Origin of the sequence: Kocuria sp. p3-SID1428 (genome assembly GCF_025149945.1) — a bacterium.
In the GTDB taxonomy this organism is placed as follows: domain Bacteria; phylum Actinomycetota; class Actinomycetes; order Actinomycetales; family Micrococcaceae; genus Kocuria.
This window is the reverse complement of sequence record NZ_JALXVH010000010.1, coordinates 1-16,305: the sequence shown is the minus strand read 5'-3', so window position 1 is coordinate 16,305 and position 16,305 is coordinate 1. Positions and strand designations below refer to the sequence as shown.

At 64.1% G+C, this 16,305-nt stretch carries 12 protein-coding genes and 1 pseudogene; 4 read left to right on the top strand and 9 right to left on the bottom strand.

Going from position 1 to position 16,305, the window contains the following annotated elements; all coding sequences use genetic code 11:
• Positions 1–216: 216 nt before the first annotated feature.
• From M3E84_RS03680 to M3E84_RS03665, 4 genes and pseudogenes are all read right to left on the bottom strand, one after another.
• Positions 217–1,347, bottom strand: coding sequence for an FAD-binding oxidoreductase (locus tag M3E84_RS03680; RefSeq protein ID WP_259894640.1), 1,131 nt, complete (start codon positions 1,345–1,347; stop codon positions 217–219).
• A gap of 142 nt (positions 1,348–1,489) precedes the next feature.
• Positions 1,490–1,792: a putative quinol monooxygenase gene (locus tag M3E84_RS03675; protein ID WP_259894639.1), complete on the bottom strand. Its 303-nt coding sequence runs from the start codon at positions 1,790–1,792 to the stop codon at positions 1,490–1,492.
• Positions 1,789–2,358: a type 1 glutamine amidotransferase domain-containing protein gene (locus M3E84_RS03670; protein WP_259894638.1), complete on the bottom strand. Its 570-nt coding sequence runs from the start codon at positions 2,356–2,358 to the stop codon at positions 1,789–1,791. Before M3E84_RS03670 ends, M3E84_RS03675 begins: the two co-directional genes overlap by 4 nt.
• A gap of 76 nt (positions 2,359–2,434) precedes the next feature.
• Positions 2,435–2,575 (bottom strand): annotated as a pseudogene (locus M3E84_RS03665) (IS3 family transposase); the annotation flags it as partial.
• A gap of 226 nt (positions 2,576–2,801) precedes the next feature.
• Between M3E84_RS03665 and M3E84_RS03660 the strand changes: the two are divergent.
• Together M3E84_RS03660 and M3E84_RS03655 are read left to right on the top strand one after the other, a co-directional pair.
• Complete coding sequence (locus M3E84_RS03660; RefSeq protein ID WP_259894637.1) at positions 2,802–3,047, top strand: type II toxin-antitoxin system Phd/YefM family antitoxin; 246 nt, start codon at positions 2,802–2,804, stop codon at positions 3,045–3,047.
• 3 nt (positions 3,048–3,050) lie between these two features.
• Positions 3,051–3,308 (top strand): type II toxin-antitoxin system RelE/ParE family toxin, encoded by a 258-nt coding sequence (locus M3E84_RS03655; protein ID WP_259894636.1) that lies wholly within the window; start codon positions 3,051–3,053, stop codon positions 3,306–3,308.
• A 479-nt stretch (positions 3,309–3,787) separates the two neighbouring features.
• Here M3E84_RS03655 and M3E84_RS03650 read toward each other — a convergent pair whose 3' ends face one another.
• Genes M3E84_RS03650 through ychF form a run of 5 tightly spaced genes read right to left on the bottom strand, consistent with a single transcriptional unit; the run spans position 3,788 to position 14,885 of the window.
• Positions 3,788–7,105, bottom strand: coding sequence for a DEAD/DEAH box helicase (locus M3E84_RS03650; protein WP_259894635.1), 3,318 nt, complete (start codon positions 7,103–7,105; stop codon positions 3,788–3,790).
• Position 7,106: 1 nt separating this feature from the next.
• On the bottom strand, positions 7,107–10,016 hold the full coding sequence (locus M3E84_RS03645; protein ID WP_259894634.1) for a DUF1156 domain-containing protein: 2,910 nt from the start codon (positions 10,014–10,016) through the stop codon (positions 7,107–7,109).
• 9 nt (positions 10,017–10,025) lie between these two features.
• Positions 10,026–10,496: a hypothetical protein gene (locus M3E84_RS03640; protein ID WP_259894633.1), complete on the bottom strand. Its 471-nt coding sequence runs from the start codon at positions 10,494–10,496 to the stop codon at positions 10,026–10,028.
• On the bottom strand, positions 10,493–13,765 hold the full coding sequence (locus M3E84_RS03635) for an ATP-binding protein (protein ID WP_259894632.1): 3,273 nt from the start codon (positions 13,763–13,765) through the stop codon (positions 10,493–10,495). Before M3E84_RS03635 ends, M3E84_RS03640 begins: the two co-directional genes overlap by 4 nt.
• Before the next feature lie 22 nt (positions 13,766–13,787).
• Positions 13,788–14,885: a redox-regulated ATPase YchF gene (gene ychF / locus M3E84_RS03630; RefSeq protein WP_259894631.1), complete on the bottom strand. Its 1,098-nt coding sequence runs from the start codon at positions 14,883–14,885 to the stop codon at positions 13,788–13,790.
• A 151-nt stretch (positions 14,886–15,036) separates the two neighbouring features.
• On the opposite strand from ychF, the gene M3E84_RS03625 reads away from it, so the two are divergent.
• Both M3E84_RS03625 and M3E84_RS03620 read left to right on the top strand, forming a co-directional pair.
• Positions 15,037–15,609: an LppP/LprE family lipoprotein gene (locus tag M3E84_RS03625; protein WP_259894630.1), complete on the top strand. Its 573-nt coding sequence runs from the start codon at positions 15,037–15,039 to the stop codon at positions 15,607–15,609.
• Between the two features lie 97 nt (positions 15,610–15,706).
• Positions 15,707–16,231, top strand: coding sequence for an LppP/LprE family lipoprotein (locus tag M3E84_RS03620; RefSeq protein ID WP_259894629.1), 525 nt, complete (start codon positions 15,707–15,709; stop codon positions 16,229–16,231).
• Positions 16,232–16,305 lie beyond the last annotated feature (74 nt).

Genomic DNA, 16,305 nt, shown 5'->3' with positions numbered 1-16,305 from the left:
GCGGTTTCATCATCCCGCGACGGGTCGCACCGCGAGCGGATCCCGCTGCGGCACCTCCGCGTACCGATCCTCACGATGAAGACACCCCATGACAAGGTGGTTGAGCCGGTGACTGCTGTCCAGCCGCGACTTTTGGGTTGACCCAGGGCGGGCTGCCGTTGTCCTCGACGAGGAGACGTTTACCCATTGAGTGCGTCCGTTCTGGGGTCAGGCGAACTATCGCTGGGCTTCGCCGAGGCGAGCGGCGGGCGTGAGGTCGGCGGCGAGACCGCCGCCGGTGGCAGCCCGGGCAAGAGCACGACCCAGCGCAGGTGCCTGCTTGAACAGATTGTGACCGGCCACAAACATGACAGAGTCTGCCTCCCACACGGCCACGCCGTCCTCGCTCCATGGGAGGTCGGTCACCCAGCAGTGAAGAAAGTCGCGCGGCTCTGGGTGGAGACCGGGCAGCGCCCGTGTCACGTATTCGCGCGCGCGTTCGTCCAGCGATCGAATCGCCGCAGGGTCGATGAACGTTCCGTCGTCGCGGACGCCCACGGTGTCGCTGAGTCCGACCGAATAACTGCTGTTGCCCGGTAGCGGCGTCGCGTAAACGCCGACTTCGCCGAAGACGCCGCTGCTGTCCTGCAGGCACGCTACTCGTGCCGGGGCGGCGTCTTTCACGTCGAAGGTCAGCCGGACGTGTGCGGCAAGGCGAACCGGCAGCGACAGGCCGACGCTGCGGGCCAGGCGGGCGGTTTCGCGGCCGGCGCACACGACCACCTTGGAGTAGACAGCCCGGTCGGCGACGCTGCGCACCTCGACCGTTCCATCGGCGCGGGGATCGATGGAGATGACCTCTGCGGTGGTGACGGCATCTCCGAGGGCACCCGCGAGTGCCGTGATCGCCGCGCGGGTGCGGATCGCGCCGCCCGACTCGTCGAGCATCGCTGGCCCCGAGTACCCAGCGAGCAGCGGCATTCGCTGGGCGAGCTCGGCTGCATCGATCTCGTGCGCTTCCACGCCGCCGACCTCGTCGAGCACCCGCAGCCGCGCCAGGGCGCTGTCGCCGATCGCCACGACACCGTCTGATGAGACCAGCTCGACGTCGAAGTGTTCGGCCCACTCATCCCATATGCCGCGGCTTTCGCGCGCGAAAGCGACGAGTCGCGGGTCGTCGTGGGCATGCCGGAAGATCCGCGACTCGCCCGCGGACTGACCCGATCCGGGCAGACCGGCCTCGTACAAGCGCACCGGCACGCCCTGCTCTCGCAGCGCGTACGCCGTCGACAGACCGACGATCCCGCCCCCGATCACTGCTACCTCGGGTGAACGCGTCGGGGCAACGTCGTCGTCAATTCCTGTCATCGCGGTTCCTCGATCTTTTAAGGATGTGAGATAGACCTCAAAAGTAAGGGGCCACTGCCACGACGTCAACGGGCTGTGTCAGCCCGAAGTTACCGCGCGCAACGACCCCTCATGTCGGGGTCAGTACTCCCGGTCTGTGGGGTCAGGCGGGAAGTTTGGAGCCCAACACGTCGAGCTTCTCGATCGTCGGTTCGGAGAACAACGCACCGGTCTGCTCGCCGAGAGCTACCGCAACAGGGCCGGACAGGTGAGCGTCACGTCCGGCGTCATCGGGGAACACGTCGAAGAGCCCGAAGGAGGAGGGCCCGAGGCGGATCGCGAACCACGCGGTGGTCGCCGGCTCCTCCTCAACAAGCGCACGGCCGCTGTCAAGGAACTCCTTCACGTCGTCCTCCTTGCCGGGCAACGCGTCAAACCTGACCAGCAATCCCTTGGTCACACTCATGATGTCTCCTCTTCCTTTGTCGTGGTGCCCGCAAGTTGGGACACGATCACCTCGGAGAACGCCGGCAGGTCCTCCGGCGAGCGGCTGGTGATGAGATTCTTGTCGACCACGACCTCCTGGTCGACGACGTTCGCGCCGGCATTGCGCAGATCCGTGCGGATGCTCGGGAAGGACGTCAGAGTGCGACCGGTGACCACGTCGGCCTCGATCAACGTCCACGGTCCGTGACAGATCGCCGCCACCGGCTTGCCGCTCTCGACGAAGTCCCGGACGAAGGCGACAGCGTCCTCGTCGACCCGGAGCTTGTCGGGGTTCACCGTGCCGCCCGGAGGCACCAAGGCGTCGTAGTCGGCCACCGAGGCCTCAGCCACCAGCCCGTCGACGCCGAACGTCCCCGCCTGATTTAGGTCGTTCTCGCCGGCCTGGATCTCGCCCTCATCGACCGCGAGAACCTCGGTCCGAGCGCCGGCCCTGTCCAGAGCCTCGCGGGGTTGCTCGAGTTCGACGCGCTCGACCCCGTCCGCGGCGAGGATCGCGACTCTCTTGCCCTGCAGATCTGCTGCCACGTCATTTGGGTCTGCTGCACGATCCGGTGACATCTTGACCTGCCCTACGGTTTGGTTTGGTTTCCACTCTTGGTCGCTAGCTTCCGGTGGTGGTCAGTGCCCGCGGGGTGCGGGCGAGGTCGTAGTCGTGGGGTGTCGCGTACTCGAGGCAGCAGTGCCGTCGACGACGGTTGTAGAACACCTCGATGTACTCGAAGATCGCGTTCGCGAGCTCGATCTCGCCACCCTGGGCCCAGGCCCCGATCTGCACGGGATCATGGAAGCGCGCCGCCTTGCCTCGGACCGCTCGACGGAGCTGTCCGCGACGATCGCCTGCAAGCCTCTCCCGACGGTTGGTTCCCCGGCGGGATCCTCAGGTCCTCGACATCCCGATCACGGCGCCGCGCAGAGCGGCCCCTGCAAGTGACCATCACGCCATCTTGTACAAGATGTACCATCAGGACATGACTTCCGTGACGCTCTCCGACTTCCGCAGCCGCCAGGCCGAACTCATCGCCGCAGCACAGCGCGAGCCCGTCGAGATCACCTCGCGCGGCGCTGGTCGTCGCGCGGTCGTCGTGTCCCCGGAGTTCTACGATCGCGCACTCCAAGCGTTGGAAGATCAGGCCGACATCCGTGCTGCGGCGGCCGCGCGTGAAGAGACCGAGCGCGTCTCCCATGAGGATCTGGTCGCCGAGCTCGGACTCTGATCCGTGGCGTATCGCGTCACCTACGTCGCCTCGACGGCGAAAGCCCTCCGGAAGCTCGATCGTCAGACCGCCCGACGTATTCTCGAGGCACTCAACGCCCTTGCTGATGACCCTCGCCCACCCGGTTGCATCAAGCTTCAGGGCGGCGAGGGCGAGTTGCGCATCCGAATCGGTGACCACCGACTCGTCTATGACGTCGTGGATGATGAGCTGGTCGTGCTGATCCTCCGGGTCGGGCACCGCAGAGAGGTCTACCGATGAGCGGGGACGGATCTCGGAGCATCGCTGTCGCGCGCCGGAGCGCCCAGACGATAGGCCTCGCCAGCGACTCCACCCGGGCCCTCATCGCCCATCTCGCGGCGCAACATCACCTCGAGGGCAATGTCCCCTGGGCACCGTCGCCCCCCCCCGCAGCACGGCGGCTGGCGACCAGTTCCTGACGGAGTTCGCAGAGGAACTCACCCAGTCGCGAGGGTGAACGGCGACTCGCTCACACGTTGAACCGGAACTCCACTCACTGCCCTCACCCTTCTGCGCGTCTCGTTGACACCATCTACGACGCCCATTCAACGCACGCCGCGGCGTTCTGCGCTGCTCTGGTGCCGACAGACCTCCGTGCCAACAGACGCGCCAAGAACGGCACCACGGGAGCACCTCAGCAGAGACGCTATAGACCAAAACGAGAGATAGGCCCGATCACATCAAACAGCCCCGCCGGCGCTCAGAATTGTCGGCGCCGCTCAGGCGCTTCTGAAGTGCTCGGTGTCAGCGGGCAACAGCGCCGCGAGTTCAGGTGTCCCATAAGTCAGGAAGACCAGGTCAGCGTCATCGCTCTCATCCCAGGTAGCACGATCGAACGTCACCGGCAGTGGTGCGAGCGGCGACGGGTCGAAGTATTCCTCGATGTCGTGCACGCCATCGTCTTTTTGGAAGGACAGAGCTGAGAGTGCTTCCGCCGGGGGCTGGAGCCAATACACCCGAGGACGGGAAGGGTCGGGCTCGAAGGCAGCACTGGTTAGGCCGTTCGCGGTGAGTACGCGTTCCAGGTCTCGCAGGGATGTCCCGCCCTCCAGCGTTGGCGGCTGCTTGATCCGACCGCCATCGCCTGGTTCGCCCATGTCGTCGTTGCGGACAGGCTCATTCTGGATGTCCTCGACCTGCTGTCGAATCTGTCCGACTTCGGAGTCGATCTCGGTGGTCGTTGCGTGGCCGGTCAACGCCAACCGCTCGATGGCCTTCTCAATATTGGCGAGCACTGGGGCCGCGTCGCCCACGATATCGGTGAAGTCACCGTAGTCCTCGGCGATGCCCTTGTAGACCTGCTCCTCAACCGTGTCAGCGTAGAAATAGTTGCTGATGCGGATGTCTTTGTACGACGCACCGATGCGGTCAACGCGCCCGATTCGCTGCTCGACGCGCATGAGGTTCCAGGGCATGTCGTAGTTGATGAGTCGCCCGGACGTTTGCAGGTTCAGACCTTCGCTCATGGAGTCTGTACCGATGAGGACTTCAAGCTCGCCACTGCGGAACCTGGTCTTGATCTCCGACTTCGTAACCTCGGTCCAGCTTCCAGACTCGACGTTGTAGACCTCCCCACCTCGGCCCGAGTAGCAGCCGAGGCGGCGGTACCCCGCCGTGAGAAGCCGCTCGCGGACGTAGTCCATCGTGTCGGCGTACTGGGTGAAGACGACGGCAGAGGAGTACGTGTTCAGAGCCTCGGTCACGTCGGCAACAAGTTTGCTCGCTTTGCTGTCTTCGCCCGTGATGCTATCGAGGTCTTGGAGGAACGACTTGAGCTCTGCGATTTCGTCACGGAGGCGGTCGGCTCTCGTGTCGAAGGCCTCTGGCTCGAACAGCGAACCTTCGACATCTACGTTGTCGTCGTCGGTGAGCAGCTCGGCGAGGTTTTTGCCGTTCTCCAACACACTCAGGCGACGGCGAAGAGACCGTTTGATCGCTTCGAACGAGGAGGTCAGTCGGCGGCGATAGACGGTCATGATGAACCCGAGTGCCTGATTGCCAGCCTCGGCCATGTAAGCGTTGTAGTGCCGGCGGATGTACTCCTCAATCCGCTCGTACAGGCGTCGCTCGTTCAGTTGTAGCGGAATGAACTCGTCCTTGACGTGGCGATACGGGATCACCACGTCGTCAGGGATGATCCCGGCTGCCTGGTAGTCGCGCATGGTCTTTCGGGTGTTGCGGAAGACACGATCCCGCATCGGAGTGTGGCGACGGAGCCACTTGTCCATCCACTCGGAGGTCTCGTTCGGGAACTTGGCCTTCAGGTCTGCGCTCGGCGGGTTCCCGGCTAGAGCCGTGACCACGTACGCGCCCGTCCAGCCGAGTGCGTCGTCGATCTCCTGTTCGAGGTCAGCGTCCAGCTCGGCCTGTGGGTCAGCGAAGTAGTCCTCCAGCATCGCGCACAACAGGTCCCAGTGCCGGTGCATCGGGTCGATTGCCAGCAGCTTGAAGTACCGGATGAAGTCTTCGGCGCTGACGCCCCATCGACCCTTGAGCGCGAGCAGGGAGATCAAATCCCAGGCTTCATGTGGGTTCATCTGCATCGGTGTTGCCGTGGCGAGGTACAGCGCCCGCCACATCTCCTTGTCGCGCATCTCTTGAAGTAGCGCCAGCAATGAGTTCGGAGTGTCAGTCGGCTTGGAGCCGCGTCGCCGGGCGTGATGAGCCTCGTCAACCAGGACTACGTCCCACGGACCGGCGTCGAGTATTTGCCGCCGGCGGTCGCGACGGCGAGCAAGGTGCGACGAAGCGAGCACGATGGGAAACGCGGCCCAGGGATTGGCGTTCGGATCGACCGGGATTGGCGCATCGTAACGATCTACGAAAGCACCCTTGTCGAAGCGGGCAACATCGAGGTTCATCTTCTCGTGGAGTTCCTCTTGCCACTGCTTCATCACGGAGGCGGGGACGAGCAGCAGCGCCTTCTTCGCCTGGCCTGATGTGAAGAGTTCGCGGAGGACCATGCCCGCTTCCACGGTCTTTCCGAGCCCAACCTCGTCGGCGAGCAGGTAGCCGCGCGGGTAGGTGCTCACGACACGGCTGATGAGCTCCGCTTGGTGCGGGAGAGGCTGCGCCCATGCCGATCCGACACCCGTCCAGGGTGATTCGGTTGGTGCGTCGCGCAGTGCGACAAGCTCGTCCCATGCCGCCTCGACATCGAACTCCTCGGTGTCGTCTTCGGACGAGGTCGGCGTCTCCCTAGGTGGCAAGACAACGCCGGGTGGAAGCGGCGGGGTCTCGGGGGCGTGCTCGATGAGGTGCTTCCGCACTGCCGACGGCAGGTCGATGACTGCCCAACCTGCGTCGGCGTTGTCGGTCCAGTGCTTCTCGAAGTCGAGCACCTTGTGGACACCCAGGTAGTCCCAGATCGGCACATTCCAGGATGGGTAGGCGTCGAACGTCTCATGGTTCCTCGCCCAGGCCGTCACTGATGAGTTGTTCGATCCGTTGAATGCGACTCGATTCTCGTACCGATCCGCGAATATGCCGTACTTGGTGTGGAAGTATCGTCCCGACTGTAGGTGCGTCAGCAGCTCACCGTCTTCTCCCCTTGGGACACCGACGCGAATCTCAAGCCTGTCCGTGGCGACCATCCACGCAAGCACGCTCAGATGCTCGCTGTGCACGATCCGTGTCCCGGCAAGGTCCGGGTCTGCTAGCAGCCTCTCCGCCACTACGTCGTCGAGCGGCTTGCCCTCGATGACGGCGTCCACGTCTCGTTGTGCGAGTTGCGCGCCGACGATCAGGCGCATCTTGCCGCCGTTCGCGAGGAAATGGGCGGTGCCCTGCGCTGCGTACTGAAGCTCGGATGCTGACCAGTAGCCCACGGCTCTGTCGTAGGTCACCGCCCGAGACAGCAACGGTAGATAGAACGTCTCGAACGGGTGGTCGTCCGGCGAGTAGGTTGCTGCCAGATCAACAGATTGGAACGAATCCGGCGACGAAATAGAGTCGCCCGAAAACAGCTCAGGACTCGCCGGTCCGCCAGGTGGCGCCGGCGATACAGGTGATAGAGCGTCGCTGTCGTCCGGGGTCATGTCACTCCACGTCGAACAGCGTGTTTTCGTCGGGGTCCGTCGGTGCTGCCATCTCCTCTGCCCCCGGCAACACGACATCCTCGAAGTACAGGGTGCAGAGAGTGTCGATGAGCCCGGCCTCACGCACAACCCAGGCGCCCTTCACCTTGGTCCGCGGGATCGCCTTCGCCAGACCTTGCAGGGTGGAAATAAACCCGGCGTCGCTGGTATATCCATGACGGTCGAGAAACCGCTTTGCGGCCTGTTGGCCGTCCACCTCGGCAATATAGAGAGCGGTATCAACCGCGTCGATGACGTACTCGAACGAGGATGCTTCCGGCGTCACGCCAGGCAGCCCAGAGTCGGCCCCCCGACGTAGGCGTTCCTTGGGCGTCAAGAGTTTGACCTTGCCAGACACCTTAGAGACAATCTTCGCGCGTTCCAGCTCATCGACGTCCAACCCTCCTACCGCGAGAGCCAGGAGGCGTGCCGTATCAAAGGGGAACTCGCGCGCACCAAACGTGTCCCATGCCAAGAGAACGAAGTCGGTGAGACCATCCACCTTTGCCGCCTGCCCGACGAGGCGGGAACGACGAAGATCCACGATCTCCTCGCGCGCCAAGGCCAGGGCATCCTCGGGGCGGAGCAACTGATCCCGCCCATCGGCATCGGGAGTGGAAGAATAAACGGGCCAGTTCTGCGAGATCACCGACAGCGTCGGGCCGTATGTCGAGAGGAGAAGGTCAACGCCGTCGATCCCATCGTGTTGGAACCGCGTGGCGGCCTCACGTGCCGCTTGCCGGATGTCGTGCTCGATGTCATCGAGATAAACCTTGTGATCGTCATCGCGGTCGGCACGCTTACGACAGACCAACATGATCGTCGAAGCCGCAGAGTTCATGTTGGCCTGATGGAGCGAGACCTCAGCTTCGGTGTTCACCGGCCAAGATGTTTCGATGGTGAAACCGGCCTGAAGAAGGCCCATACCCAGGGTGTCCCATGCTTCGGCGCGCTTGTGAGTAAACATGACGGACAGGACACCGTCCTCAGCGAGAACCCGCCGCGATTCGGAGAAGATGGATGTCATCTTCGTCTCGTAGTCCAGGTCGGCGAGCGCCTTCTTCCGCTTACCCATCATCGCAAACCGGGCGGTATTGGCGACTGCCTCGTTGTCCTTATCGGTCAGGTCATCGTGGAAGAAGTCCGGCACGAGCCGCCCGAGCGTTCTCTTCTCCCAGACGTAGAAGTAATCAGCGAGTTCGGCGTACATCACGTTGTCGTAGTACGGCGGGTCCATGCAAATGTGAGTTACAGAGCCATCACCGAGCGTGAGACTCGCCGCGCTGCCTTGGGTGACAGTGACTTGTCGCTCAAGGCGCTCGGTCTTGCCCGGCTCCGCGGCACCGGTCTCATCCAGAAGGCGAGCGATTCCGCCGTAGGCGTCCTCCAACTGGTCGAGGCACCATGAGTACAGCGCCCTGGCACCCTCGAACTCTGCGAACGTCCACTTGAAAGCGAAGTCGTGTCGGTCGAACACACTCCTCATCTTCTGACGTGACACGTCCCAAGACGAGAGGCGCGAGTTCCAGTTGAGCGCCTTGCCTTGCATAAGCGCCAATTCGAACAGAACATCTTCTGCGCCCGGGCCGAGCTCTTTTCGCACTTCGGGGATCAGACGGGCGAACTCCTCGCCGAACGTGCCATGGACCAGAGCCTGCCTGGGCGTGTAGAAGTCGATCCAGCGTTCGAGACCGTAGTTCTTCGGGCGGAGGTCGTTGCCATCGGGGAACTCCTCGGTGGGAAGGATACCGCTCGCAAGCCACGCCTCCTTGACTTGACCGAAGTGACGATCCGCTGCGTCAAGTGCTTCGCGATCGCGCTCGTTCGGCGCCCTGAACGTACGCTCGCCTGACGGCTTGCGAACAGCGACAGCGTAAAGAACTTGCGTCATCTGGCCGTTCTGGGCCGCCTCTTTGATGTAATTTCCCTCGATAACCAAGTTGTCGTACGGGGAGATCGCTTTGCCCCGCGCCATGGTGCCGGCGCTGGCATCAAGCTTGTCTACGGCCCGGCCGAGCGTGACCTCGAAGCGTGGCTCCCGTAGCTCCGTCCCGTCGATAGACGTGACCATTCGGACTGCGGCCTCCTTGTTCGCGGTCTTGCGGAGCCACTTGTCCGTCAGCAGTGGCACGAGCCGGCCCGTACGCGGGCAAGGGACGGCGTTCGCCCAGATGTAGGCGATGACGCTTTCCCCTTCGTTGAGCGGGAAGAACTCCTTGAGTCGCTTCTCCACTCGCTTGACGAGCACGTCGCCCCACTTCCTGATAACAGGGAGCAGGTCGAGACCGCGGGTTGCAGGTATCTCGACGCCTGCCTTCAGCACGCTGGCCGCGACTCCGTTGAGGTCGTTCGCGACGACAGGTAGCCCAAGTCGGCTCGCAGCCCAAGGGATTGATCCCCCACCGGCGGTCGGGTCAGCAATGGTCGGAAGCTCGCCCCAGGTGCGACGAAGAACGGTGTGAAGCAGGTCGATGTCTGAGCGCGACACTGCGTTTCGGAACGCCTGGCGGTAGCCGTAACCGTTGCCCTGCAATTTCACGCCAGCGGCGTTGGCGGCATCGATCATGCGTCTTCCCTTGACGGGGTCACCCAGGATGCCGACGAGGCGAAGTAGCCATGCCCTGTAGGCCGATTCAGTGCGAACTTCCGGCGCTTCTGGGAACGATTCGGCCAGCTCTTCGGTCCAGGCCGGCATGACGCCCGCGAGTGCGACAGCGGCGGAGGCTACGAGTGGACGACGGGCCCACCAGATGTGAAGGAACGAAAGCGGTGGCAGGGCTGAGGCCGCTCCGCGCTCTCGCCGCGACTCGATGCCGAGCTCTGCGACGGGTAGCCAGTCCTCGATGAGAACTCGTGGTCTTGAAGTGGTCATGTCGTGTCCTTAGTCGGCGAGGAGGGTTCTGAGTGCCTTGCGGGCGCGGTTGCCATCGAGTCCCATGCACTTGGAGTACCAGTAGTAGGTCTCCTCGACGCTCATGGCGTTGATTCCGGCGACGAGTGCCCGGACCCGCTCATGCTTGGCAATGGGTTGGCTCGCAAGCAGGACGAGCGCCAGACGGACTCCCTCAGCCTCGCCAAGGCGGATGGGGGCTTTGCGCTTGAATGCAAGGACGCTCGGTTGATGCCCGGCCTTGCGGATCGCAACGAAGAGCGCATCGACCACGCGACCCGCCTGAATGGGTGTGGCGGTGGTCACCGGCGCGGTGATCGTGCCGCCGTTTTCGCCGTAGGTTTCTTCAAGCGTCACGCCGAAGGTCTCGCCTCGGCCCGGCGTGACAACGAGGCGGAACCCTCGCACCCCTTCAACTAGCGCGAGGTGGGATGCGGGGCGGATGCGCTTGACGGCACTCACCTGGTGACCTCGGCTGTCATCGTGGTGCTCTTCATGCCGAGGTTCTTGATAACCGTGTGAATCTGGCCGAACTGGGCATCGGTGATGTCCAGAGCCGGGGTGAAGCGGAAGACGAGGGTGACCTCCCCCGCTACCTTGACCGCACCGGTGATGGCCTTCTTCACATGGTTGTACGCAGACTGGAAGTCTTGCCGGTCGGCGGTGCCCTGGAACTGGACTCCGCCGTTGACTCCCTTGAACTCGGCGCGGATCGTCCCACGAACGGTGATGTGCTGCTTTTGCAGCATGCCGAGCGCTGCCACGGCGAGGTCGATATCGCTGGTGCCTGAGGCCCCGTCGGCGGTGACCTTCAAGGTCATCGTGCTTACCGTCGGCACGGTGAAGTCGGAAATCTGATCGAGGAGGCTCTGCATTGCCGCACCGCCTGGGCCCGACGCGTTGAAGGTCTTCGAGTTCGGGGTGCGGGTCGACACCTCGATCTCCTGCGCATCCGCCGCTTCCCGGCTGAGAATGCGCAGGCCGTCGAGACCTTTGTCCTTGATCGCGGACGGCGACAATGCCCGGACGCCGGGAGCAGGCTCTGCGTCGAGGACAACGAACCACTTGTAGTCGCTGGCTTGTACCGCGGTGGCGAGCAGCTCCAAGACGTCGGTCTTGGTGGGCTCACCGCCGCACCGTGCTTCGAGGCCGGAGCGTATCTCGGCTCCGGTGAGGTCATCGTTGGTGATGACGGCACGCAAGTCGGTCTGGGTCGGCTTGCGAACGAGCAGGCCTCGTGACTGAGCTTCGGAAGCAGTCATCACCTCGGCGTCAGGCTTCATCTCGGGCGAGAACCCGGTCATCGTGCTCGCTGTGTAGGTCTTCCCCGTGCCCGCGTCGTAGTAGACCCAGCTCTCGTTCTTCACCCCGTTGACGATCGCTTCACGAATCAGGTTTGGGTTGCGGACGATCTGGATCGTGTGATCTGTCCAGAAGTAGTCGGCGATCGAGCGTGTCGTGGCGGAGCTTGCAGCGTGCCAGGTCTTCGACCGGAGATACGAGGCGGTGAACGGACTGCTCCGAATCTTGTCCTCGTCTTCCAGCAAGCTCAACACCGCCGAGGTCGCGTTCTTTGTGTCGCCCTGTGCCTGAGTGGGAAGCTCACGATGGCGCAAGTACCTCGTGCCCTTGTCGCCGGAGGGGAAGTAGATGTGCTTGTAGCAACGCGTCACGGCGATGCGAGCGTCGAGGGCGGCCTTCTTGTTGTAATCCTCCACCTTCTTGCGCACCTCGTCGCTGAACTGTGCGAGTCGAGCGGCGTCGCTGGCAAGGTTGTTGGAAGCGATAAGGGCGCGAGCACGGTCCTTCAGAACCTCGACCTGCTCCTCGTCTGGGACCGCGAACACCACAGCGTTGCGGTAGGTCCGCGGGCTGCCGACGGAACCCACTTTGTCAAGCATCTCGACGATCGCTGCGGGCGGCTGTTCTGCGCCCTTCTGCGTGACGGCCACGACGTTATAGTCAAGCACCACAACTCTCAGGCCCGCTTCGTCGTGAACCTCGGCGGGCCCCGACGGGAAGTGCACGGCTTTGGCACCACCATCGTTGGCGAACACATTGCGGATAAGTGTGTAGACCATCGCCGCTACTGCGGTATTGGCGACGTTGCGCTTCTCGGTCTCGATGATGGCGTTGACATTCGGCTCGATGTTGAAGCGCCATCGCCCGCCATCGAACGACAGATGCCAGAAGACCTTCTCGGACTCCGTGAGTGCCTTCTCGAAGATGGCGGCCTCCTCGCCCGGGCGGAGCGTGCCGACAATCCAGTCGTTTCGGCCCGCTCCAGCGCTCGCCACCATCTCAAGTGAATGTGTGAACACGGTGCGGGCAACGCGATTGGTGTAAGCGGGTTTACCAGGGAAGACTTCGCCGTCCACTGCTGCGGCGTGCGACTGCTTGCCTGCGAAATCGCCCTCTGCCACCGAGGCGTATTCGGCCCGTCCGAGACCATCGGTGAGGTGGTTCAGCACCGCATCGTTGCCGTAATCGATGTCGCCAACGTTGATGATCGCGGTGTCATCGTTCGTCGCGTAGATGTGTGCCACGACCTCAGCCAGCAACTTCAACGCGCCTCTTGCTCGCTGGAACTGTGTGATGTTGCCCAGGCGCTTGTCCAGGACACGAACGAGCTCGGGGTGGAACGGGTACGTCTTGGTGACCAACTCGCCGTAGGTCGCAGGGTGTTCGGCGCCGCCCGCCAGCTGCTCGGTCTTGCCGAGTGTCTCGTACAGGTCTCGGTAGGCGTCACCAGCAGCGGTTTCCGCGGTCTGATCGACCGAGGCAAAGATGCGCTTCTTGAGGATTTCGCCGATCTCGTTGTCATCGGCAGGGCGGATCACTGCGGACGGTTGCACGGCGCGGGTCAGTACGTCCCCGGTCTCTTCCACTGCCTTGACGGAGGCGGCGTTCGCCGCGTCGGCCCGTTCTTTCTCGTCGCTGGTGAGGTCGCTGATCTCGGTGGTCTCTGCGCCGAACGCGTTGGTGGTCGCCGCCAGGGTGATGATGACTGAGACCCGATTGGTCGGGTCAGACGCGACCTCGAACAGGTTCCCCAGGAACACCGGGATCGCTCGGGCCATGCGACGCACGTCCTCGCTCCCCGAGGACGACACCGCTCGCAGGTACTTGGCGATCTCGTCCACGATGACGATCGTTGGCCTGCCGCCGAACGCCGCCTTGATGGTGCCTGTTCCCGGCGCCGTGCGCTCGGCGTCATTGGCAGCCATCACCGAGAAGGCGTTGTCACCGATCTGTGCCGCCATCTCGCCCCACAGGGCGTAGGTGCGGTGGCCATCGGTGTCAACCCCGGCGGTGGGGTCGAGAGCATCGCCGACGAGCGCGGCAACCTGAACGGCACCGTCCGGGAGCAGACTTGGGTCGATGAACTCTGCGATGTTGGCGGGTCGCGCCCCACCGGCCAGGTGGTAGACCGCTGTGAGGCCGTGGGTCTTGCCTCCACCAAAGGAGGTAGTGGGCCGCAAGACTCCGTTCTCTCCTGCCACGCCTCTCGCCCCAGCAATACGACCGAAGGTCTTGGTGAGAAGGGTCTTCAACCCGGAGGTCGGGTAGGTCTGAGCAAAGAATGCCTCCGCGTCGCCGTAAACCGGATAGTGCTCGGCGTCACGTACAACCTTGTCGAGCTGTGCTGCGAAGTGGTTATCGGCGAGACCACCCTGAAGCACATCCTCTCGTGGCACACAAGCGTTACGCAGTGGAATCAGATCACTCATGCCAGCGCTCCCAGTCTCGTCTTCACTTCTTGCCGCCAGACTGTAGTCCGCTACGGAACTCCACCACGTCCCCGTCCTGCATGACGTAGTCCTTGCCCTCCATGCGCACCTTGCCGGCGGCCTTGGCATCGGCCATGGAGCCGGCGGCCACGAGGTCGTCGAAGGACACGATCTCGGCCTTGATGAACCCGCGCTCGAAGTCCGTGTGGATGACACCGGCAGCCTGCGGAGCGGTGTCGCCCTTGTTGATGGTCCAGGCGCGGGCCTCCTTGGGCCCGGCGGTGAGGTAGGTCTGCAGCCCGAGGGTCTCGAAGCCCACACGGGCCAGCTTGTCCAGACCGGCCTCGTCCTGCCCGGACATCTCGAGCATCTCGGCAGCCTCCTCCTCGGAGAGCTCCACGAGCTCGGACTCGAGCTTGGCGTCCAGGAACACGGCCTCGGCCGGGGCCACGAGCTCGGCCAGCTCAGCCTGGCGCTCGGCCGAGCCGAGCACGCCCTCGTCGCAGTTGAAGACGAAGATGAACGGCTTGGCCGACAGCAGCGTGAGGTCGCGGATCTGATCGAGCTCCAGCGAGTCCTTGCGGGAGTAGATCGTGTGCCCCTCGGAGAGCACCTCGTAGGCCGCCTGATAGGCAGCGAGCTTGGCGGGGTCCGCCTTCTTGATCTTGACCTGCTTCTCCAGGCGCGGGATCGCGTTCTCGAGGGTCTGCAGGTCGGCGAGCACCAGCTCGGTGTTGATGGTCTCCATGTCGGAGGCGGGATCGATCTTCCCGTCCACATGGACGACGTCGGGGTCGTCGAAGGCGCGGACCACCTGGGCGATGGCGTGCGCCTCGCGGATGTTGGCCAGGAACTGATTGCCCAGCCCCTCCCCCTCGGAGGCGCCCTTCACGATGCCCGCGATATCCACGAACGACACCGTGGCCGGGAGGATCTTCTGCGACCCGAAGATGCCCGCGAGCGCATCCAGGCGCTCGTCCGGAAGGCTGACCACGCCCACATTCGGCTCGATCGTGGCGAACGGGTAGTTCGCCGCGAGCACGGTGTTGCGGGTCAGCGCATTGAACAGGGTCGACTTGCCGACGTTGGGGAGACCGACGATTCCGATAGTAAGAGCCACGGGAGGACACCCTACCGGCGACAGGCTCGGCGGTCCGCCCAGCGGCCGAACATCACAGTCCGATCACAACCCCTTGCGATCGCGAATCACGACTACCAACGTAGGTGCCATCGCAAATCGCGATGCAGGACACACCGAAGAGGTGAGCACGATGAACAGCAAGCAGATCCGCAGCGCCACCATCGCCACCGGAGCGGCTTCCCTGCTCTTCCTGGGCTCGGGCGTCGCGGCACAGGCCGCATCTGCGGGCCCCACCACCGACCCGTACGAGGCCGACCAGGCTGCCGCCGCCGAGAAGTGCGACGGACTGACCGGCCAGGAGGCCTTCGACAAGAAGGCCGACGACCTGCCGGACGCCGACGACGGCCACTACACCTGGACCGCCGACAGCGGCATGGCCGACACCGAGCACTACGACCCCTGCGACGGCCTCTCGGCCATCACCGTCAGCTACGCCACCGACGAGGGCATGCCCGCCGGCAGCCCGGGCTACTCCATGGTGATGCTCTTCCACGACGGCCAGTACCTGGGCACGGACACCGCCGAGGCCTACGAGTGGACCCCGGAGATCGAGCGGGTGGACGAGCACACGCTGGATGTCGAGTACCCGTACGGCCAGCGCGACGATGCCGTCGGCCCGGAGGGCACAACGGAGTCCACCTTCACCTGGGACGAGGAGTCCGATTCCGTCGAGCTCTCGGGCGAGTTCCCGGACACCTTCTGATCCCCTCTCCGCCGTCCGCCCTCTGGGCGGGCGGCGGCCTTTCTGAGCACCGGAACCCAGACGCTTCAGCACGATCGATCCTCACGAGGTGAGACTCATGAACCGCACCCAGCTCCGAGACTCCGTCATCGCCGGCGCGGCGGCCTCCGCTCTACTGCTCGGCACCGGTGCTGCGGCCCACGCCGCAGACGTCGCCCCACCCCAGAACCAGCCTTCACAGTCCTGCTCCGACCTCACCGGCGAAGAGGCCGTCTCCGTCTGGGGCGCCCTCGTCCTCAGCGCCGACGACAGCACGGAGATGCTCGACCATGCCGACACCTCCGGCTACGACCGCTGCGCCGACCTGTCGTGGATCGTCGTCCCGCACGGCGGCACCGCCTCCTCGGCCAACAGCGTGATGCTGTTCCACCACGGCATCTACAAGGGCACGGCCACGGCCGAGCCGCAGGCCTTCGTCCCGCAGATCGAGCGGATCGACGACGGCGCGATCTCCATCACCTACCGGTATCTGGAGGGTGACGAACCCAACGCCGCACCCCAGGGCCGCGCCGAGTCGACCTTCACCTGGAACGACGCGAGCGACTCCGTCGACCACGAGGGCGAGTTCCCGCCGACCGCCTGACCTGCGTCGACAGATCTCAGATCTCTGCTCCAAGGCCACGGGGTCCCCCCCCCGCCGGGGGGGGGGGCCTCGCG